This is a genomic window from Enterobacter sp. BNK-13 (assembly GCF_048685015.1).
GTDB lineage: Bacteria > Pseudomonadota > Gammaproteobacteria > Enterobacterales > Enterobacteriaceae > Enterobacter > Enterobacter quasiroggenkampii.
Map to the genome: position 1 here is coordinate 2,553,291 of NZ_JBLQTP010000001.1, position 17,721 is coordinate 2,571,011.

Here is a 17,721-nt window from a genome sequence, read left to right on the forward strand (position 1 = left end):
TAACGTATTTCCATCCACTCAGAGCGAACCATGAAAAGAGTCATTGTAGCCGGCACACTCCTGCTGCTCGCGGGGTGCAGTATTAACCGCCAGGCTGAAGTCAGCAGCCTCGACGCGCCAAACGGCATCGTCCGCCTCGATTACGGCCAGGCAGCGCTGCAAAATGCGTATTCCGATGAGTATGTGAACAACGGCACGGCGGTAAAAGCCTGTCAAAATATGGGGTATGCCACTGCCTCGGCCTATGGTCAGCCCATCAAAACCTGCACCCTCATTAGCGGTTCGTTGTGTCTGAACGAGAGCGTAACTATCCAGTATAAATGCCTGGGTTACGCCGTTAACCCTAAGTCAAATAATCCGTGGTATTAATCCAGACTGCCAGCCTGTGCTGGCAGTTTATTTCATTACGAACAAAAACAATTCTCATTAATAAATAATAAATCGCCAATGCGTTTTATTCCCATTCGTATTTTTAATAAATAAAATAAAGATTTTACGTTTTGCAAATAATTAAATAACAAATTATAGTGTCGCTCATTGTGAACCAGAAATAATAACCCGGAGCGTCACCATGCTGAAAACTGAAATGATCGACAAGCTCAACGCACAAATGAACCTTGAGCTGTTTTCGTCCCTGCTCTACCAGCAGATGAGCGCCTGGTGCAGCTACCACAGTTTCGAAGGCGCGGCCGCGTTTCTGCGTCGTCACGCGCAGGAAGAGATGACCCATATGCAGCGTCTGTTTGATTATCTGACGGATACCGGCAGCCTGCCGCGCATTGAAACCGTGGCTTCCCCTTTTGCTGAATATAATTCTCTTGATGAACTGTTCCGCGCCACCTACGAGCACGAGCAGCTGATCACGCAGAAAATTAACGAACTGGTTCATGCTGCGATGACCAGCCAGGATTATCCAACCTTTAATTTCCTGCAGTGGTATGTAGCCGAACAGCATGAAGAAGAGAAGCTGTTTAAATCCGTGCTGGATAAATTATCGCTGGTGGGTAAATCCGGTGAAGGTCTTTACTTTATTGATAAAGAACTTTCCACGCTTGATACGCAGAATTAATTTCAGCGCGGTGCCGGTTTCCGGTACCGCGTTAATTTACATACACCCGGCACAGCTGGTGCAGCGCCAGTCGTGGGGATTCACGGCCTGGTAAAAATAGCGGTAGCTGGACGTCTCCAGCGGAATCCCCTTCTCGTAGAACAAATCCGTCAACCAGTCGACATTCTCGATAATCCACTCATCTTCCTGTAAGCCTTGTGCAAAGGTCTCATCTTCAGGATCAATAACCGAATAGATCCCCCAGGTGCCCATATCCTTTTCGCGACGGGACTCGGGAAGATTCAGGGGCTGGTTCTGCCAGCTGATTATCCAGTGGCCATGGCACAACAGGTTGCCTCCCCGGCTCCATGCCGCGGTAAAAGGATTCTCCCCCGCCATAACACCCTCACTTTATTTGATAATTTATATTTATTGTTTACGTTACGCCGGAATGTCGTGCAGCAGTATTGCCCTTATGAGGTAGGCATAGGCCAAAAAGGATCGGAGGGTCATCAATACGTAAACCATTTTTTACACCACTTGTAACGGTGATTTGACGAGTTACGGCTTTTCCCTTACTCTGCGCCGCAGATTTTGTCGCGGTTAAGAAGCGTTGTAGAGGAAAGCGTGAAAAACAGAACTCTGGGAAGTATTTTTATCGTCGCCGGAACGACAATTGGCGCAGGAATGCTGGCAATGCCTCTGGCAGCCGCGGGCGTGGGATTTGGCATGACCCTGCTGCTGCTGGGCACGCTCTGGGCGCTGATGTGTTACACCGCCCTGCTGCTGCTTGAGGTTTACCAGCACGTACCCGCCGATACCGGTCTGGGTTCGCTTGCGGCGCGCTATCTGGGACGCTATGGCCAGTGGATCACCGGCTTTAGCATGATGTTCCTGATGTACGCCCTGACCGCCGCCTATATCAGCGGCGCCGGGGAATTGATCGCCTCCAGCGTCAACGACTGGTTTGGCTCTGACATTACCCCTGCGACGGGCGCCATCTTCTTTGCGCTCATCGGCGGCGGCGTGGTCTGCGTCGGGACGTCGCTGGTCGATCTGTTTAACCGTTTTCTGTTCAGCGCCAAAATTCTTTTCCTGATTGTCATGCTGGTTCTGCTGGCGCCGCACGTGCATAAGGTCAACCTGCTGACGTTGCCGCTGGAAAAAGGTCTGGCGCTTTCCGCGATCCCGGTCATTTTCACCTCGTTTGGCTTCCACGGCAGCGTGCCGAGCATCGTCAGCTATATGAACGGCGATATTCGCAAGCTGCGCCGCGTCTTTGTGATCGGCAGCGCGATCCCGCTGATCGCCTATATTTTCTGGCAGCTGGTGACCCTGGGCAGCATCGACTCTTCAACCTTTATTGGGTTGATGGCGCAACACGCTGGACTGAACGGTTTTCTGCTGGCACTGCGCGAGGTTGTCACCTCGCCGCACGTGGAGCTGGCGGTACACCTGTTTGCCGACCTGGCGCTGGCAACCTCGTTCCTGGGCGTGGCGCTTGGCCTGTTTGATTATCTGGCCGACCTGTTCCAGCGTCGCAATACTGCCGCAGGACGGTTACAGACGGGGGCGATCACCTTCCTGCCGCCGCTGGCGTTCGCGCTGTTTTATCCGCGCGGGTTTGTGATGGCGCTGGGCTACGCGGGAGTGGCGCTCTCGATCCTTGCTCTGCTCCTCCCCTCCCTGCTGGCCTGGAAGAGCCGCCAGCAGCATCCGCAGCAGGGTTACCGCGTGGCGGGGGGAAAACCGCTGCTGTGCGTTGTGTTTGGCTGCGGGGTAGTGATTATTCTGGTGCAGGTGTTGATTGCAGCCGGGATGCTGCCGGAAGTGGGTTGAAATGTATATCTCAATGGCAAGTCCATTTTCTATGTAATAGCAGTGGATAATTCCGTTCACTAATACTCTTCTGCTACCTGTTTTGTCCGCTGCGGTGAACGTGTTAAGGGGGCTATCGCCGCCCCCTTAACAATCCCGGCTCCCGGCAAGAAAATCGCCGCTTCGCGGTGCCCTCATCTTATTCCTTACGGCTTTTCGGGGACGGGCGGATGCAACATCCCTGTAAAGCCGCCCTCGCCGCGCATCCATGCGCGTCGCCCCGGCCTCCAGGAAACGATTCGGCGATTTTAGCCGGACTCCCGCTCCCTCCACCTTCTTCATCGTCTGCATGGGGCACGGGTGTTGCATCCCCGCTAAAATCGGCGAACCGGAGACCGGGGGACAAGGGCTGGACGCCATGGATGGCGGCCAGAGGCGAAGCGAGACAGAATGTCGAGTTGAGCCGACCGCAGGCAGACGGTCGTGAGGTGAGCGCAGTGCGAAGCACCGATTTTCCGCGGGGCCGCGGGGATCGATAAGGGGGCCGCGGTGGCCCCCTTATCTCGTTCACAGGTAAAGATCGTATTATTTTCTACTGACTGGAGGTGAACGAAACAAATCCACCTAAGTTAATAAAAAATTGATCAGTGCAAACAGCAGCTCTTATACTTCTTCCCGCTGCCACAAGGACACGGATCGTTACGCCCGACCTTCGTGCCGTTCACAATCGGCTTCTTCGCTTCCGGCTGTTGCGGGTTGTTCGCCCAGTAGTTATACAGGCGCAGCGCCGCAGGCTGGATGCTCTCGATGCTGGCGATGTACTCCTCTTCGGACAGTTCATCCAACTTGTCGCTGTTCTCTTCTGTACCGTGCAGCGCAATCGTATCAAGATCGGCCTTCAGGGCCTCCGGCAAGGCTGACCAGTCCGTCAGCTCCACGCCGCGCATATAGCCGTAGCACCACTCTTCCACCACGGTATAACTCTCACCGTCCACGTCGTTATAGCCAAACATCGGTTCGAACTGATCCGGGTATTCGCTCAGGCGCTCGGCAATATCGTTCATGTGCTTAAAGCAGAGATCGATAAAACGGTTCATCTCACGATCGTTTTTCCAGCGCGGGATATATTTCTCGCCGCCCCACACCGCCACCAGCCAGGCATCTGGCTCAACGACAACAGGACCGGAAAGCACTGCGGTAAGCATGCCGTCCAGTTCGGACACGTCAATCACGGACGCGTCATCATGACCGTAAGACATTAACGTCTCTTCAAGCCACGCCATCTCGCTTTCATTCAATGGGCCTTCAGTCATCGCTGACACTCCTGCAAAAAAGAAAAGATCCTAACACATATCTCACGCCTCTCCGGGCTGAAGTTTAGGTCTTTATTGCTGCAAAAACGTGCAAACCGTGACCTTTGCACAACTTATGGGCTTTATTGTTAACGATATGTGATCTCCGCTGTAATTTCTTCTCCTCCCGCAAGGCGGCATAACGCGGCGCTCTATACTCAAACATGTCACAAGCCCGTCAATGGGTTAACCATTCTGGCAACGTTTTTGCTTGATGTTCTTCGCGCGATGCTGCGCAGGGATACCTCGCCGTATATGCAGGATGCCGTCTGTATCTTGTTCGTTTAGTGCATTTTGTTCTTGCTCGTGTTTCGGATTGGCTGCGCCGTCGGGCGTTCGGGTTTACGCCGTGGTGCAAAAACCTCTTTGCTAAGGAACATAATAATGTCGCTGAAATTTATCAGAACTCCTCTTTCTCTTGTGCTGGCCGGTTGTCTGGTGACGGCGTTTTCCGCCCGGGCAGATATTGTGATTGGCGTGGCCGGTCCGTTCACGGGACCGAACGCCACCTATGGCGATCAATACTGGCACGGCGCAACGCAGGCTGCTGAAGACATTAATGCCGCCGGCGGCATTAATGGTGAGAAGATCAAACTGGTTCAGGGAGATGACGCCTGCGAGCCGAAGCAGGCCGTCGCCGTTGCCAACCGTTTAGTTGACCAGGATAAAGTCAACGCCGTGGTCGGCCATTTCTGCTCCTCTTCCACCATGCCCGCCTCCGAGGTGTATAGCGATGCGGGGATCATCGCCATTACCCCCGGTTCAACCAACCCGCTGATTACCGAACGCGGCATGAGCGATATGTTCCGCATGTGCGGCCGCGACGACCAGCAGGGTCAGGTTGCCAGCGACTTCATCATCGACAAATTGAAAGCTAAACGCGTGGTGATCATTCACGACAAAGACACCTATGGTCAGGGTCTGGCTGACGCCACCAAAGCGGCGCTGGCGAAACGCGGGGTTCAGGATGTGATGTACGAGGGGTTATCCCGCGGTGAAAAAGACTTTAACGCGCTGGTCACCAAGATCGGTGCGCAAAAACCGGACGTCGTGTTCTTCGGTGGCTGTCACCCGGAAGCCGGTCCGCTGGTTCGCCAGATGCGTGAACAGGGCGTACAGGCAAAATTCTTCTCCGGGGACTGCATCGTCAACGAGGAGATGGTGACCGCGGCGGGTGGCCCGCAATATACCAATGGCATTTACATGACCTTCGGTAAAGACCCGCGCCTGATCCCGGACGGCAAAGCGGTTATCGAGAAATTCCGCGCCGGTAAATTCGAGCCGGAAGGTTACACGCTTTACTCCTATGCCTCCGTACAGGCGATTGCCGCGGCCTTCAAGGCCACCGGCGGCAAGGATTCTGCCAAAGCCAGCGAGTGGCTGAAGGCCAATTCCGTCGACACGGTGATGGGCAAAAAAGCCTGGGACAGCAAAGGCGATCTGAAGGTCTCTGACTACGTGGTTTACCAGTGGGACGACAAAGGAAAGTATAAGGAAGTGCAGTAACGGGACGGAGTCACGCTCAACGCCGACGGGCTCGCCCGTCGGCGCGTAATAAACATCAGGCTGCGCGGCTCGCGCAGCCTATAAAACGAGCGCGCTAAGATGAGTACATTCTTCCTGCAACAGTTAATCAATGGTTTAACGCTGGGTTCCGTCTACGGCCTGATCGCCATCGGCTACACCATGGTGTACGGCATTATCGGCATGATTAATTTCGCCCACGGCGAAGTGTATATGATTTCCGCCTATCTCTGCGCTATTGGCCTGGCGCTGCTCTCGTTCTTCGGCCTGCAGTCGTTCCCGCTGCTGATCCTCGGCACGCTGGTGTTCACCATTGTGGTTACCGGGGTGTACGGCTGGACTATCGAGCGTATCGCCTACAAGCCGCTACGCAACTCCACGCGCCTGGCACCGCTGATCTCCGCCATCGGGATGTCGCTTATCCTGCAAAACTACGCGCAGCTGAGCCAGGGCCCGCGCCAGCAAGGGGTACCGACCATGCTGGACGGCGTCATTCGCCTGCATCTGGGCGAAGGGTTCGTGCAGATAACCTACACCAAAGTGTTTATCCTGGTTGCCTCGTTTGCCGGCATGCTGGTGCTCACCTGGATAATCAACCGTACCCGGCTGGGACGGATGTGCCGCGCGGTCCAGCAGGATCGCAAGATGGCCTCCATTCTGGGCATTAACACCGACCGGATTATTTCGCTGGTCTTTGTCATCGGCGCGGCGATGGCGGGTCTGGCGGGTGTGCTGATCACCATGAACTACGGCACCTTTGATTTCTACGTCGGGTTCGTGATCGGTATTAAAGCCTTTACTGCAGCGGTACTCGGCGGCATCGGCTCCCTCCCGGGCGCCATGCTCGGTGGCCTCATTCTCGGCGTGGCGGAAGCGCAGTTCTCAGGCATGGTGAACTCGGACTATAAAGACGTCTTCTCGTTCGGCCTGCTGGTCATGATCCTTATTTTCCGTCCCCAGGGACTGCTCGGGCGCCCAATAGTGGCCAAAGTGTGAGGGAGAGAATGATGACATCACACGGTTTTTCACTTAAACGCTGCATTCTGGACGCGATTTTTTCCGGGCTGGTTGCGCTGATTATCTTCGGCCCCATCGCGGGCGTGGTGCTGGACGGGTATAGCTTTACCTTCGCCGGGCAGCGCCTGGCCTGGATGGTGGGCATCGTCATGTTCGGGCGTTTTCTGTTGAGCGCTTTTTTAGGTACCGCTGCCGGGGCCCGTTTCCAGGCGCGCTTCGAGGCCGACAGCGCGGGCGTTTATGTCCGGCCACCGGACTACAAAAGCCGCATGCGCTGGATCATTCCCCTGGTGATTGCTCTTGCAGTTTGCTTCCCGTTTGTCGCCACCAAGTATGTGCTGACCGTCGCCATTCTCGGGCTGATCTACGTGCTTCTTGGCCTGGGACTGAACATCGTCGTGGGCCTGGCCGGTCTGCTGGATCTGGGGTATGTCGCGTTCTATGCGATTGGTGCGTACGGCCTGGCGCTGGGATACCAGTATCTCGGCTTGGGGTTCTGGAGCATGCTGCCGCTCGCGGCAATCATGGCCGCCGCCGCAGGCGCCCTGCTCGGCTTCCCGGTGCTGCGCATGCACGGTGACTATCTGGCCATCGTCACCCTCGGATTCGGGGAGATCATTCGCCTGATACTGAACAACTGGCTGACCTTCACCGGCGGACCCAACGGCGTGTCTGCCCCTCCCCCGACCTTTTTCGGTCTGGAATTTGGACGACGCGCGAAAGAAGGCGGCGTGCCCTTCCACGAGTTTTTCCACCTGACCTACAACCCGAACATGAAGTTTATCTTTATCTATGCGGTGCTCTTTCTGGTGGTGATGCTGGTGCTCTACATCAAGCACCGCCTGACGCGCATGCCGATTGGCCGGGCGTGGGAAGCCCTGCGTGAAGACGAAATTGCCTGCCGCTCAATGGGGTTGAACCATGTTCTGGTGAAGCTTTCCGCCTTTACGCTGGGTGCGTCGACCGCGGGCATTGCCGGGGTGTTCTTCGCTACCTATCAGGGGTTCGTGAATCCAACCTCCTTTACTTTCTTTGAATCGGCATTGATCCTCGCCATTGTGGTGCTGGGCGGTATGGGCTCGACGCTGGGCGTGGTGCTGGCCGCCTTCGTGCTCACGGTCACGCCGGAACTGCTGCGCAGTTTTGCCGAGTACCGCGTCCTGCTGTTTGGCATGTTGATGGTGGTCATGATGATCTGGCGTCCACGCGGTTTGATCCGCATTAACCGCAGCGGGTTTGCCGTGCGTAAGGGCGTCGCGCCATGAACGAAACAATATTACGCGTTGAGCATCTGATGATGCATTTTGGCGGGATTAAGGCCCTGAATGACGTCAACCTGGACGTGCAGCGCGGCTCCATTACCGCCCTGATTGGGCCAAACGGGGCGGGAAAAACAACCGTCTTTAACTGCCTGACAGGCTTCTACAGAGCCTCTGGCGGCAGCATTTTATTTAATACCCACCATAAAACGACCAACGTTATTCAGGTACTCGGCCAAAAATTCCAGCCCGGCGACTGGATTAACCCCGCGCAGCTCGGGCAGCGTCTGTTCTACAAAATGTTCGGCGGAACCCATCTGGTCAACCGAGCCGGGCTGGCGCGCACGTTTCAAAATATCCGTCTTTTTCGCGAGATGTCGGTCGTGGAAAATCTGCTGGTGGCGCAGCATATGCGGGTGAACCGCAATCTGCTCGCCGGGATCCTGAATACGCCGTCCTACCGGCGGGCGGAAAGCGACGCCCTGGACAGAGCCTTTTACTGGCTTGAAGTGGTGGATCTGGTGGAGTGCGCCAATCGCCTGGCGGGAGAAATGTCCTACGGCCAGCAGCGGCGTCTGGAAATCGCCCGGGCAATGTGTACCGGGCCGGAAATGATCTGTCTGGATGAACCCGCCGCAGGGCTGAACCCGGTTGAAACGCACAAGCTGAGCGGGATTATTCGCTTTCTGCGGGATCATCATGACATCACGGTATTGCTGATTGAGCATGATATGGGGATGGTGATGGAAATTTCGGACGACATTATCGTGCTCGACCACGGCGATGTGATTGCCAGGGGGAAACCCGAGCAGATCCAGCATGATGAAAAGGTCATTGCCGCCTACCTGGGCACGGATGAAAGCGAGGTCTCCCTATGAGCGAACCGCTGCTGGCTTTTCGCGAGGTGGATGTGTTTTACGGCGTCATTCAGGCGCTGAAGCAGGTCTCTCTTGAGGTGAATAAGGGGGAAACCGTGGCGCTGATTGGCGCAAACGGCGCGGGTAAATCGACATTGCTAATGTCCATCTTTGGTCAACCCCGTATCCGCAGCGGGCAGATCATGTTCTGTGGTGAAGACATCAGCCATCAATCCACCCACTACGTCGCGTCCGGCGGCATTGCGCAGGCACCGGAAGGCAGACGAATCTTCCCGGATATGACCGTTGAAGAGAATCTGCTGATGGGGACCATTCCCATCGGCAATCAGTTTGCAGCTGAAGATATGCAAACCATGTTTGACCTTTTCCCTCGCCTTAAAGAGCGACGTAAACAGCGCGCGATGACCATGTCCGGCGGAGAACAGCAGATGCTGGCGATCGCCAGGGCGCTGATGAGCCGTCCGAAGCTGCTGCTGCTGGATGAGCCCAGCCTGGGCTTAGCCCCGATTGTGGTGAAGCAGATCTTCCAGACGCTGCGAGAGCTGGCCCGCAGCGGTATGACCATTTTTCTGGTGGAGCAGAATGCGCACCATGCGTTGAAGCTGTCTGACCGGGGGTATGTGATGGTGAACGGACAGATCCGGCTGAGCGGCAGCGGTGAGGAATTGCTGGGGAATCAGGAGGTGAGGAAGGCGTATTTGGGTGGGGTGTAACTACACAATGTTCATGCACCAACAAACCACATATAGTCCGAAGCTAGCCTTTCGTGATATCCCAATAATGCTTCCCTTGAAAAGGGATAAAATAATTTACTCGTGTAAATCCTTTTTATATGCAATAAGCGTCCTTATGCGATAAAGTAATAAAGTGATATCTTCACATTCTCACACAGTAAAACTATTAGCTAACAGGTAATTACATGAAGAAATTTATTAAATGGATTTTCTATATCTTTATTGCTTTGATGGTTCTGGGATACATCGTCGGTAAAGACGACAAATCGCAAGCAGGCGCGACTTCGTCTTCTGCATCCGTTACGGATACGCAGAAGTCAGTACCGCAAAAAGAAGTGTATACGACCTCCGCGAAAGAGCTTTTTAAAGCTTATGAAGAGAATGAAGTCGCAACCGATGAAAACATGAAGGGTAAGCTCATCGCAGTCAAGGGTGTTGTACAGTCCATTGATAAAGATTTTACAGACTCCATTATCATCGGCTTACAAACAGACAACCAGTTCATGCCTGCACGAATGGAGATGGAAAACTCAGAAAAGTCCACCGCCGTAGCATTGAAAAAAGGTCAGCAGGTCACTGTGATTTGTAAAAAAATGATCCGAGTAATGGGTGCACCAGCTGGACGAGATTGTTTATTTGCAAAATAACGAATCGGGAGGGTTGCCCTCCCATTCCATTCTCCCGCTCATGATATCTTCAACATCATAATCCTAATCGATTCCAGATATGCCTACATAAACCCCATCACCCCACGCACCAGTTGAGTTGCATTATCGGGGCAAGAAATCAATATGAAGACGTAAATATGTAGCCGGCCAGGATACTTTTGAATAGCTGGAATGACGGAAGAGTGAAATTCAGAAAATAAAAAACCACCTTTCGGTGGTTTATACGACACTGCTTATTGCTTTGATTATTCTTTGTTTCCCATGGTAGCCGGAGTGGGACTTGAACCCACACAGCGCGAACGCCGAGGGATTTTAAATCACGCGTGTTATCTATAATAATCAAACACATACACTTATTTTTCGCCATTAATTCATAATTTTTAGATCAGAAGAATCAACTACTTACGGGTATCAAAAAGTCATAATGGCGAAACTTTTTCGTGCCGCGCACCAACATGGGGTGTCGGGGGGCGGAGGTTCAAATCCTCTCGTGCCGACAAATAACACATTGAGAACCAGCCTTTTATGGCTGGTTTTTTGTTGCCGTAAAATTATGTTGGTGAATGATGGTGTAACCGTGCATCAAATCGCCGGGCAATCATCGTTCCTAACCCGGTTGAGGCTATGTGTTAACACTCCAAAAACCTCCACATCATCGAGTGCATCGCCTTCTATCGCTTCACCATCTTCAGTTATCAATGCCGCCCCGTACAGCTTTGCAAACTCCTTCCTGTTATCCATTCTTACCAGTAGCGTATCCCCCTGCTCTGGCCTCATGGAAACGTTAATGACAGCCCAACCACATGACGTTTCTATTACCCTGCAGTTCCCGTCTATTCCGCATAGCAGATCTATGGTTAACCGCTGTTCCTGGTAATCCATTGCCGGTGAAGGAAAGCCCATCAGAAAATCCTCCCCATGTTACGCAAGATCCAGTAACGGTTATCGCTTCCGTCCGTCGTCTTGTCAGCAAAATCTGGCTGGTATCTCTCAATCCATGCGTTCGCGTCTGTCTGGCTGAAATGCCAGTTCCTCTCACGCAAATTATTGATGAATTTGTTCGTTTTTAGGCAAAGGTAGCCATTTGGATTCTGTTCTATAGAGGCTAAAAAAGCTGCGTGAATATCATATTGACGAGGCATAGCAGCACCCTCACTTGCCATTGACTGTATACATATACAGTAGTATTTTTAAATCTTCAGATCAAGTCAGCAAGGATGGAGAGTGATGTTTATTGAGCTGGTTTATGACAAGCGTAATGTTGAGGGGCTCGAAGGGGCCAGAGAGATCATTCTGGCCGAGCTGACGAAGCGGGTGCACCAGATTTTCCCTGATGCCGAAGTGAAGGTGAAGCCGATGCAGGCAAACGGCCTGAATAGCGATGCCAGCAAAAGTGATCGGGAAAAACTGAACCGCATGCTGGAGGAAATGTTTGAAGAATCTGATATGTGGCTTGTTTCAGAGTTCCCGACAGTTCGCCAGGTTGGCCTGTAGATATTGTTCAGGTAATATTTCCCACGTTTGCTTGGGCATGAACACTGAGCAACCAGCCGCAGCCCGTTCTTGCATACGACGGGCTGCTGCTTCTTCAGCTTCCAGATTGAAGCACTTCCACTTTCAGGGTTAACTCGTCAATCTTTTCCATCAGTGCCAGGATGGCTTCATGGTGCAGAGCTGCAGCAATCTCACCAGGGGATAGTGCTAATGAATTTTCTATCTCTTCGCCATCCACAGTTACCGAGCCTTCTCGGGAGCAACAAACGGCCTCAGGGATAATTTCCTGAATTTCCTGTGCCACAAAACCAATACCAAATGCTCCTTTCATCTGATCATCTTTACGCACCCAGGTATAGCCACGCACTTTCTTCATTTTTCCAAGCGGGTCATCAATCGGGTTGATTTTGTCTTTAATACGTCGATCTGAATTGTTTACCCATGATGCAGGTGCGTAAGCGTTTCCGCTGTTATAGTCCATGTACCAGTCTTTATAAGCAGTGTCCTGGTAAAGACGTAAAAAACCGTATCTCTGGCCAGCAGAAGCAATTTGACAAAACATCTGCAACTGAGCCGGGGTTGCACCACTGGTTGTTTGAGTTGTCGATGCTACCGTTGCTCCCACCGCTGGAAGTGTATTCTGAACAATTTTAAAGAAGGTGTGGCCAGTTACCCCCCCTCCGGTCTTTCCATCAAGAGTATCAAGACGAGAATCATTACCGGCTGCAACCGTTCCCGCAGCGGTTCCGACGTTCCTCGTGGCGCTGTCTCCCAAACCGAGGTTTGTGCGAGAGCCTGACGCGGTTGTCGAACCAGTACCACCCTGAGCTACGGACAGAGCTGTAGTAAGCCCGCTGAGCGATGTGATGTCATTGTTTGCACCTTTTGCCGCCTTGCCTGCGAGAGAAGTGGTGATGCTATTCCAGGCTGGGCCCGTCCATGTTGTTCCATCCGGCAGAGTTACCGTTACATTGCCGCTTCCAGAAAAAATTCGTTGCCAGTTCTGTTTGTCGTAATTCAGTCCACGCAGCGCTTCAGCACTTTGCGCCACCAGCGCGGCAGTGACCATGTTGAGTGCTACGCGGGGAACAGCTGACCAGGCCGCGCCGGATTGCGTTGGCCCGGTAAAGTTGCTGACCAGCGTAAGTTGCGCATTACTCTCTACCGATTTTACGGGCAATGTGTACGACACGCCGCCCACAGTAGAGACAATAAAGTCACCAGCTGCGAGTTCGGTTGCGAATGAGGTTCCGGTACCGCCAACAATAGCGGACCCATTTGTCAGGGTGATAGTTCCTGCAGACATATGCGCTCCTTTCGGGAAATAAAAAACCCCGCCGGAGCGAGGTCAAATTTTTGAGGATAAAAACCCTTTTGTGTTTGAGAAAAAACCCATCATTAGATTAAAATTCACCCATAACAACAAAAGGGAATTACATGAAAACTCGTCTTTTACTCACAGCTATAACATTTTTTATGTTTGGCTGCTCTGGCCATGAAAGAGAATATAATTTCAAAATGGATTACCCAGTAGATGCAGCGCGCTTATCACTTGGTGGTGATATTCACGTCAACATCGACTGTGCAAAAAGGAAAGTTAACGTTATTTCTGATAGCAGCAATGGCATTTTCAGCCGACATATAAATAAGCGGATCAGCAATATCTGTTATAAGAAAACAGATAAGCTTGATGTCGTATACCGCTTCGAACCTGCAAAAGGTGTAAAGCAAGACATGATCGCTACTCAATACCCACGCGTCCCGCCAGTATCAAATTCCGACAAACTGAGCGATGGGGATTCGTAATCCACGCCCCTGAAGTGTCTGGCTCCAGCTGCGCTGATTTTTTGAGATGTATCGGCCCTGCAATTGCGATCCAGTCCATTTCAGAGCAATACCTGAGTAACCAGTTACCCCTCCATCATCACTGAGGTTTCCGGGGCAGTTATTTACCAGAATCCACGGGGTAAAGCTGAGGTTTAACACAAAGGTATTGTTCTGAAGGTCATAGTTTGCAGGGACATCAAAGAAGCCAACAACCCGGGGCATTTTCGATGCTGAAGCTGCGCTCCAGATGAGGTTTCCGGCACTATCGAAAACATCCAGGTAACCACTCTGCATTCCGATGTTTCTCGTCGTGCGAATCATGCTCCCAGCATTGTCTTCAAGAAGCTCAGCTCCGGGCAAACCATACTTATTCACATCAAGTTTAAGCCATCGCAATGTTCCGTCATTCCAGAATTGTTGCTGGGTGAAACCCAGTGTACTTCCGTCACCGAACGGACTATCCACGCGGTAAAACCCTTTATCCGTAACAGCGCCAAGCAAGCGCTGATCATAAAAAAGGGTGGACCTGTTTTGTGAGTCAACGAGCAACTTTCCGGCACTGTTGTAAACTTCGAATCCGCTCATTGAAAGTTATAAACCTCAACTGTGAAAGTGAATGCTGGACTGCCGGTGATCGGTAAATAGAATGCAGTGAAGCCGCCATTAAAAGCGCGGCAATAATATTCATTCGCAGTTACTCCCGTCGTTACAATCGTTATAAATGAGCCATCCTGAGTTATACCCGAAAAGTAAACGTCTTTAACCGTTTCTCCGGCTGCAAACGTTACAGAAGTGCTCCCTATATACCTGATTGCATAATCAGTAAGATCTACAGCAATACGCCCTGCACTATCCCAGCATTGCAAACCTTGTGGCATTACCATAACCCCATTCTGACGCGCAGCACGTTGTTGCTGTCGTAAATCTGAATAAGGGTGCTGGATATCAGCATTCTTCCCCCTCCAGCTACGCCGTTAATTTCGAACGTCCCGCTTTTATCAATTCGCCATCCCTGCGACCCTGCAACATAATTGTTGGACTGGATAAAGTTACCGATTTTGGCATTGGTGATCGTGCCATCCTGAATAAACGCTGAGCTGATAAAGACCTGTCCATTAACCACAGCGAACGGCGAATACTGGGTATCGCCACTGCCACTCATCAGTACGAACTGGTTAGCGTTGAAACCTACTCGGGTAACAATCGGCTGCCCTGCCTGCGCCAGAACGGCAATCGACATCCCGGCGTTATACATGATGCCGTTTATCCTCACGCCTGTTTTGAGGGTGTAGATAGCCGAAGCGCCAGAGGCATCAACGACGGCGGTAAGTTTGTCCTCCAGTGCTGCAGTAACATCATCAATCTGCGCCTGCACCTGCGTTGACAGTTCGGCCATTGCCTTATCAACTTCAGCAATCGTCGTTTTAACCACCAGAATATCGGCACGCACTTCTCCGTATTGTGCCCACTGGTGCTCAACTGTTCCGTGGTTCGCCAGAGCGTTCTGCAGTATTCCCTCAATGTTGGTATCGATGTCACCGGTTAGGCGTTCCCCGTCGGCAGAGGTTAGGAAATCGTCTGCGATATCGCCCAGATAATCATCGGCGTTATCGTTAGACATCCCCCTGATCCAGTCGGTATACCCAGACTCGTTACCCGTTCTGTCGACCAGCTGCGCGCGGTACCAGAATTCCTGCCCTGCTTTAAGGCCGAGCTGGGTGTATTCCGCAGAGGGATAAGGCACGTCTGAGAGCAAGAGTGGATCTGAAAAGTCACTGTTGGCAGTGTACTGAATTTCCGTTTTTAGCGTATCGCCGGTGTTTGCCGGGAAACCCCAGTTAAGACGAATCCCCCAGTTAATGCCCGTGGCTGTGAATCCTACTGGCTTAGGGGGGTTACCTACTTTGCCGGTCAGTGTCTTCTCTTCTGAATATCCCCATCCTGAAGATATTTCAGCGGCATTGATTGCGCGCACGCGCACCAGGTAACGCCCGGCATAAATCCCCGGGACGTCAAATGACGTGGTGGAGCTGCGAGGCATGTTCACCCAGTTTCCGTCGTTGCGGCGCCACTGCCCCTCATAGGCAATAGCATTTTGTGCATGGTCCCAGCTCACGCGCATGGTCTCGACGCTGATATTCTGCTGAACCACTGAAAACGAGCTGATCACGATGTTCGCTGGCGGGGACTGATTACCAGGAGGTATTACACTGATTGGCCGCTGGTCGATAATTGCGCCAGTATCGATACGGGCATATTTATCCGGATCGTGCCATGCGGCGGTGATCGAGAAGGTTCCATTATCGTTATCGGTTACGCTGACAACGCGGTACTGCTGCGCGTAGAGCTCGTCAGATTCCACCACCCAAACAGCTTCGGCCTGTGGCGTCTCACTGTATGCCGTGGTGACTGTGACTGATTCACCGTTCACGGCCTGAATGGTCCTGCTCTGCGACGCTCCGGAAGGTAGGTTGAGAATTAGGCGATCACCTGCTGCCGCATCTGCCACACGGTCAAGTTTGATAACGCGACCGTTAACGGCGCTGATGCGGCCGCCCATAACCTTTCCGGATAGCAGTTCGTCTGCCACGGCGATGATGTAGCCCGGCTGTGGTATGTTTCCATCCAGGCCGACATCGAACGAAACAACACGGTCTTTATTGTTGGTGAGAATGCCCCAACGGCCTTTTCTGTTTGCTTCTGATTGCCGGGTGCATCCGATAGCCGTCATCTCCAGTTGATTAAAGCCGTAACGTGCCACCAGCGCCTGCTCAAATACAGGCTCCATCGCGTCAGCGTAGGCGTTATCCGGATCGGACCAGGATACCAGCGCTGTGGTGTATCGGGTTTTAGTGGTGCTGCTCGAATAGGTGAAGCGACCATCAACAACGTTCGCGCGCGTATAGCTGTAATCAACATCACGCGGCATGTCAGCCAGGGCGACAATCTGATCCCCGCCCCAGTAAGTCATGCCGCGGAAGATAGCGGCAAAATCACGCAACACAGTGTAAGCGTCGTTACGGTCCTGGATATATACGTTGCAGGTATAACGTGGTTCGGTACCGTTGCCCCCTTTGCCGTCTGGTACCATCTCATCGCAATACTGGGAAACCTGATAAAGCGTCCATTTATCAATATTCGCAGCGGTCAAACGGTGCCCGAGGCCGAACCGGTCAGAAACAACCAGGTCGTAAAAAATCCACGCAGGGTTATCCGTCCATGCCCACTTAAACGCACCTGTCCACGTACCGCTATAAGTGCGTGTTTCAGGGTCGTAGGTATCTGGCACACGAATAACACGCCCGCGAGGCTCGCAGGAGATCTGCGGGATAGAGCCGTTAAACTGGCTGGAATCGAATTCGATGTAGAGTAGCGCTGTGTTGGGATAGCGTAACTTGGCGTCAATCACCTCAGTGAAGCTCTGCAGCGTCATCGTGTCGCCGATCTTCGCACTGTTGGCGTCAGAGGTAATCTTACGCAGGCGGATTGTCCAGGTGCTGCCAGCCTGCGGTAAATCGATACGGTGGCTGCGCTCATAACCAGACGTCGTTTTGCCGGTCACGCTGGTATTGAGCACCGTCTGCCATGTGCCGCCATCCGTCTGAAGGTCAATCGCATAATTGACAGAGTAACCCACCAGATCGCCGTCGTCCTCCTGTTTGAAAAGCGAGGGCCATTTCAGACGCAGGCGAACTGCTGAAAGCTGCGTATTGGTAAAGGTGCGCGTCCATGCTGTAGCGCTTGATACCTCAGTTCCTACACTGATTTCGTTTTCGGTACCGGGAATACCCTGAATGTAATTTTGCGCCTGCGTTCCCGCGCGAAATTCCCACGTTACGCCGCTGAAGTTTTGGGAGCCGTCAGCATTCTCCAAGGCCGTTCCGTCCAGATAGATATCTTTGCCGGTTAGCTGCCCTGCAAACTCCCCTTCCCCAAGCGCAACGAGGATTTTTGCCTTCGCTACAGATTGCAGATCATCAGGCTGTTCGGTTGGGGTTCGGGAACTTGAGCTGCCGCCCTTGCGGCCCTTTAACACTTTTTCTGTAGCCATATTGCGCCCATAAAAAAAGCCACCCGAAGGTGGCCAGAAAAAAGTTAGTTA

At 52.6% G+C, this 17,721-nt stretch carries 19 protein-coding genes; 11 read left to right on the forward strand and 8 right to left on the reverse strand.

Annotation, left to right across the window (positions count from 1 at the left end):
- Positions 1 to 30: 30 nt before the first annotated feature.
- A complete protein-coding gene (yecR, locus tag ACMGGQ_RS12345) occupies positions 31 to 369 on the forward strand; it encodes a YecR family lipoprotein (protein ID WP_045908178.1) in 339 nt (112 codons plus the stop codon).
- A gap of 202 nt (positions 370 to 571) precedes the next feature.
- Positions 572 to 1,069 carry a non-heme ferritin gene (gene ftnA, locus ACMGGQ_RS12350; RefSeq protein ID WP_014884366.1) on the forward strand — a complete coding sequence of 166 codons (498 nt, stop codon included), beginning with the start codon at positions 572 to 574 and terminating at the stop codon, positions 1,067 to 1,069.
- Positions 1,070 to 1,105: 36 nt separating this feature from the next.
- Here the strand turns inward: ftnA and ACMGGQ_RS12355 are convergent, their stop codons facing one another.
- Entirely contained in the window at positions 1,106 to 1,447 is a 342-nt protein-coding gene (locus ACMGGQ_RS12355) for a hypothetical protein (RefSeq protein ID WP_045908177.1), read from the reverse strand.
- Between the two features lie 228 nt (positions 1,448 to 1,675).
- On the opposite strand from ACMGGQ_RS12355, the gene tyrP reads away from it, so the two are divergent.
- Positions 1,676 to 2,887 carry a tyrosine transporter TyrP gene (gene tyrP, locus ACMGGQ_RS12360; protein ID WP_024909783.1) on the forward strand — a complete coding sequence of 404 codons (1,212 nt, stop codon included), beginning with the start codon at positions 1,676 to 1,678 and terminating at the stop codon, positions 2,885 to 2,887.
- A 623-nt stretch (positions 2,888 to 3,510) separates the two neighbouring features.
- On the opposite strand, the gene ACMGGQ_RS12365 is transcribed toward tyrP, so the two are convergent.
- Complete coding sequence (locus ACMGGQ_RS12365) at positions 3,511 to 4,179, reverse strand: YecA family protein (RefSeq protein ID WP_420290089.1); 669 nt, start codon at positions 4,177 to 4,179, stop codon at positions 3,511 to 3,513.
- Positions 4,180 to 4,602: 423 nt separating this feature from the next.
- Here ACMGGQ_RS12365 and ACMGGQ_RS12370 point away from each other — a divergent pair, with 423 nt between their 5' ends.
- From ACMGGQ_RS12370 to ACMGGQ_RS12395, 6 genes are all read left to right on the forward strand, one after another.
- A complete protein-coding gene (locus tag ACMGGQ_RS12370) occupies positions 4,603 to 5,724 on the forward strand; it encodes a branched-chain amino acid ABC transporter substrate-binding protein (protein ID WP_023312277.1) in 1,122 nt (373 codons plus the stop codon).
- A 99-nt stretch (positions 5,725 to 5,823) separates the two neighbouring features.
- Positions 5,824 to 6,738 (forward strand): ABC transporter permease subunit, encoded by a 915-nt coding sequence (locus ACMGGQ_RS12375; RefSeq protein WP_032646250.1) that lies wholly within the window; start codon positions 5,824 to 5,826, stop codon positions 6,736 to 6,738.
- Positions 6,739 to 6,749: 11 nt separating this feature from the next.
- Complete coding sequence (gene livM / locus ACMGGQ_RS12380) at positions 6,750 to 8,024, forward strand: high-affinity branched-chain amino acid ABC transporter permease LivM (protein WP_196347263.1); 1,275 nt, start codon at positions 6,750 to 6,752, stop codon at positions 8,022 to 8,024.
- Positions 8,021 to 8,896, forward strand: a complete 876-nt coding sequence (locus ACMGGQ_RS12385; RefSeq protein WP_420290090.1) for an ATP-binding cassette domain-containing protein — start codon at positions 8,021 to 8,023, stop codon at positions 8,894 to 8,896. The genes livM and ACMGGQ_RS12385 overlap by 4 nt, the downstream gene beginning before the upstream one ends.
- Positions 8,893 to 9,609: an ABC transporter ATP-binding protein gene (locus ACMGGQ_RS12390; RefSeq protein ID WP_229226082.1), complete on the forward strand. Its 717-nt coding sequence runs from the start codon at positions 8,893 to 8,895 to the stop codon at positions 9,607 to 9,609. Before ACMGGQ_RS12385 ends, ACMGGQ_RS12390 begins: the two co-directional genes overlap by 4 nt.
- Positions 9,610 to 9,815: 206 nt before the next feature.
- Entirely contained in the window at positions 9,816 to 10,277 is a 462-nt protein-coding gene (locus ACMGGQ_RS12395; protein WP_229226083.1) for an OB-fold putative lipoprotein, read from the forward strand.
- A 603-nt stretch (positions 10,278 to 10,880) separates the two neighbouring features.
- Here the strand turns inward: ACMGGQ_RS12395 and ACMGGQ_RS12400 are convergent.
- Together ACMGGQ_RS12400 and ACMGGQ_RS12405 are read right to left on the reverse strand one after the other, a co-directional pair.
- Positions 10,881 to 11,201 (reverse strand): hypothetical protein, encoded by a 321-nt coding sequence (locus ACMGGQ_RS12400; RefSeq protein WP_126348852.1) that lies wholly within the window; start codon positions 11,199 to 11,201, stop codon positions 10,881 to 10,883.
- A complete protein-coding gene (locus ACMGGQ_RS12405; RefSeq protein ID WP_420290091.1) occupies positions 11,201 to 11,440 on the reverse strand; it encodes a hypothetical protein in 240 nt (79 codons plus the stop codon). Before ACMGGQ_RS12405 ends, ACMGGQ_RS12400 begins: the two co-directional genes overlap by 1 nt.
- Before the next feature lie 85 nt (positions 11,441 to 11,525).
- Between ACMGGQ_RS12405 and ACMGGQ_RS12410 the strand changes: the two genes are divergently transcribed.
- Positions 11,526 to 11,792 (forward strand): DinI family protein, encoded by a 267-nt coding sequence (locus tag ACMGGQ_RS12410; RefSeq protein WP_248202462.1) that lies wholly within the window; start codon positions 11,526 to 11,528, stop codon positions 11,790 to 11,792.
- A 94-nt stretch (positions 11,793 to 11,886) separates the two neighbouring features.
- Here ACMGGQ_RS12410 and ACMGGQ_RS12415 read toward each other — a convergent pair whose 3' ends face one another.
- Positions 11,887 to 13,098 carry a tail fiber domain-containing protein gene (locus tag ACMGGQ_RS12415; RefSeq protein ID WP_420290092.1) on the reverse strand — a complete coding sequence of 404 codons (1,212 nt, stop codon included), beginning with the start codon at positions 13,096 to 13,098 and terminating at the stop codon, positions 11,887 to 11,889.
- Between the two features lie 131 nt (positions 13,099 to 13,229).
- Here ACMGGQ_RS12415 and ACMGGQ_RS12420 point away from each other — a divergent pair, with 131 nt between their 5' ends.
- Positions 13,230 to 13,598 (forward strand): hypothetical protein, encoded by a 369-nt coding sequence (locus tag ACMGGQ_RS12420; RefSeq protein ID WP_129694340.1) that lies wholly within the window; start codon positions 13,230 to 13,232, stop codon positions 13,596 to 13,598.
- Here the strand turns inward: ACMGGQ_RS12420 and ACMGGQ_RS12425 are convergent.
- The 3 genes from ACMGGQ_RS12425 to ACMGGQ_RS12435 are packed head-to-tail and all read right to left on the reverse strand — an operon-like array spanning position 13,563 to position 17,670.
- Complete coding sequence (locus tag ACMGGQ_RS12425) at positions 13,563 to 14,204, reverse strand: hypothetical protein (protein ID WP_047747559.1); 642 nt, start codon at positions 14,202 to 14,204, stop codon at positions 13,563 to 13,565. The two genes, ACMGGQ_RS12420 and ACMGGQ_RS12425, sit on opposite strands and share 36 nt — an antisense overlap.
- The gene (locus tag ACMGGQ_RS12430) at positions 14,201 to 14,503 is read right to left on the reverse strand and encodes a hypothetical protein (protein ID WP_071283790.1); all 303 of its coding nucleotides are present in this window, start codon (positions 14,501 to 14,503) and stop codon (positions 14,201 to 14,203) included. The genes ACMGGQ_RS12425 and ACMGGQ_RS12430 overlap by 4 nt, the downstream gene beginning before the upstream one ends.
- Positions 14,497 to 17,670 carry a host specificity protein J gene (locus tag ACMGGQ_RS12435; protein ID WP_420290093.1) on the reverse strand — a complete coding sequence of 1,058 codons (3,174 nt, stop codon included), beginning with the start codon at positions 17,668 to 17,670 and terminating at the stop codon, positions 14,497 to 14,499. Before ACMGGQ_RS12435 ends, ACMGGQ_RS12430 begins: the two co-directional genes overlap by 7 nt.
- Between the last annotated feature and the right edge of the window lie 51 nt (positions 17,671 to 17,721).

Coding starts and splice junctions, on each gene's coding strand:
- yecR (WP_045908178.1), top strand. CDS start 31: ATGAAAAGAGTCATTGTAGCCGGCACACTCCTGCTGCTCGCGGGGTGC.
- ftnA (WP_014884366.1), top strand. CDS start 572: ATGCTGAAAACTGAAATGATCGACAAGCTCAACGCACAAATGAACCTT.
- ACMGGQ_RS12355 (WP_045908177.1), bottom strand. CDS start 1,447: ATGGCGGGGGAGAATCCTTTTACCGCGGCATGGAGCCGGGGAGGCAAC.
- ACMGGQ_RS12365 (WP_420290089.1), bottom strand. CDS start 4,179: ATGACTGAAGGCCCATTGAATGAAAGCGAGATGGCGTGGCTTGAAGAG.
- ACMGGQ_RS12370 (WP_023312277.1), top strand. CDS start 4,603: ATGTCGCTGAAATTTATCAGAACTCCTCTTTCTCTTGTGCTGGCCGGT.
- ACMGGQ_RS12375 (WP_032646250.1), top strand. CDS start 5,824: ATGAGTACATTCTTCCTGCAACAGTTAATCAATGGTTTAACGCTGGGT.
- livM (WP_196347263.1), top strand. CDS start 6,750: ATGACATCACACGGTTTTTCACTTAAACGCTGCATTCTGGACGCGATT.
- ACMGGQ_RS12385 (WP_420290090.1), top strand. CDS start 8,021: ATGAACGAAACAATATTACGCGTTGAGCATCTGATGATGCATTTTGGC.
- ACMGGQ_RS12390 (WP_229226082.1), top strand. CDS start 8,893: ATGAGCGAACCGCTGCTGGCTTTTCGCGAGGTGGATGTGTTTTACGGC.
- ACMGGQ_RS12395 (WP_229226083.1), top strand. CDS start 9,816: ATGAAGAAATTTATTAAATGGATTTTCTATATCTTTATTGCTTTGATG.
- ACMGGQ_RS12400 (WP_126348852.1), bottom strand. CDS start 11,201: ATGGGCTTTCCTTCACCGGCAATGGATTACCAGGAACAGCGGTTAACC.
- ACMGGQ_RS12405 (WP_420290091.1), bottom strand. CDS start 11,440: ATGCCTCGTCAATATGATATTCACGCAGCTTTTTTAGCCTCTATAGAA.
- ACMGGQ_RS12410 (WP_248202462.1), top strand. CDS start 11,526: ATGTTTATTGAGCTGGTTTATGACAAGCGTAATGTTGAGGGGCTCGAA.
- ACMGGQ_RS12415 (WP_420290092.1), bottom strand. CDS start 13,098: ATGTCTGCAGGAACTATCACCCTGACAAATGGGTCCGCTATTGTTGGC.
- ACMGGQ_RS12420 (WP_129694340.1), top strand. CDS start 13,230: ATGAAAACTCGTCTTTTACTCACAGCTATAACATTTTTTATGTTTGGC.
- ACMGGQ_RS12425 (WP_047747559.1), bottom strand. CDS start 14,204: ATGAGCGGATTCGAAGTTTACAACAGTGCCGGAAAGTTGCTCGTTGAC.
- ACMGGQ_RS12430 (WP_071283790.1), bottom strand. CDS start 14,503: ATGGTAATGCCACAAGGTTTGCAATGCTGGGATAGTGCAGGGCGTATT.
- ACMGGQ_RS12435 (WP_420290093.1), bottom strand. CDS start 17,670: ATGGCTACAGAAAAAGTGTTAAAGGGCCGCAAGGGCGGCAGCTCAAGT.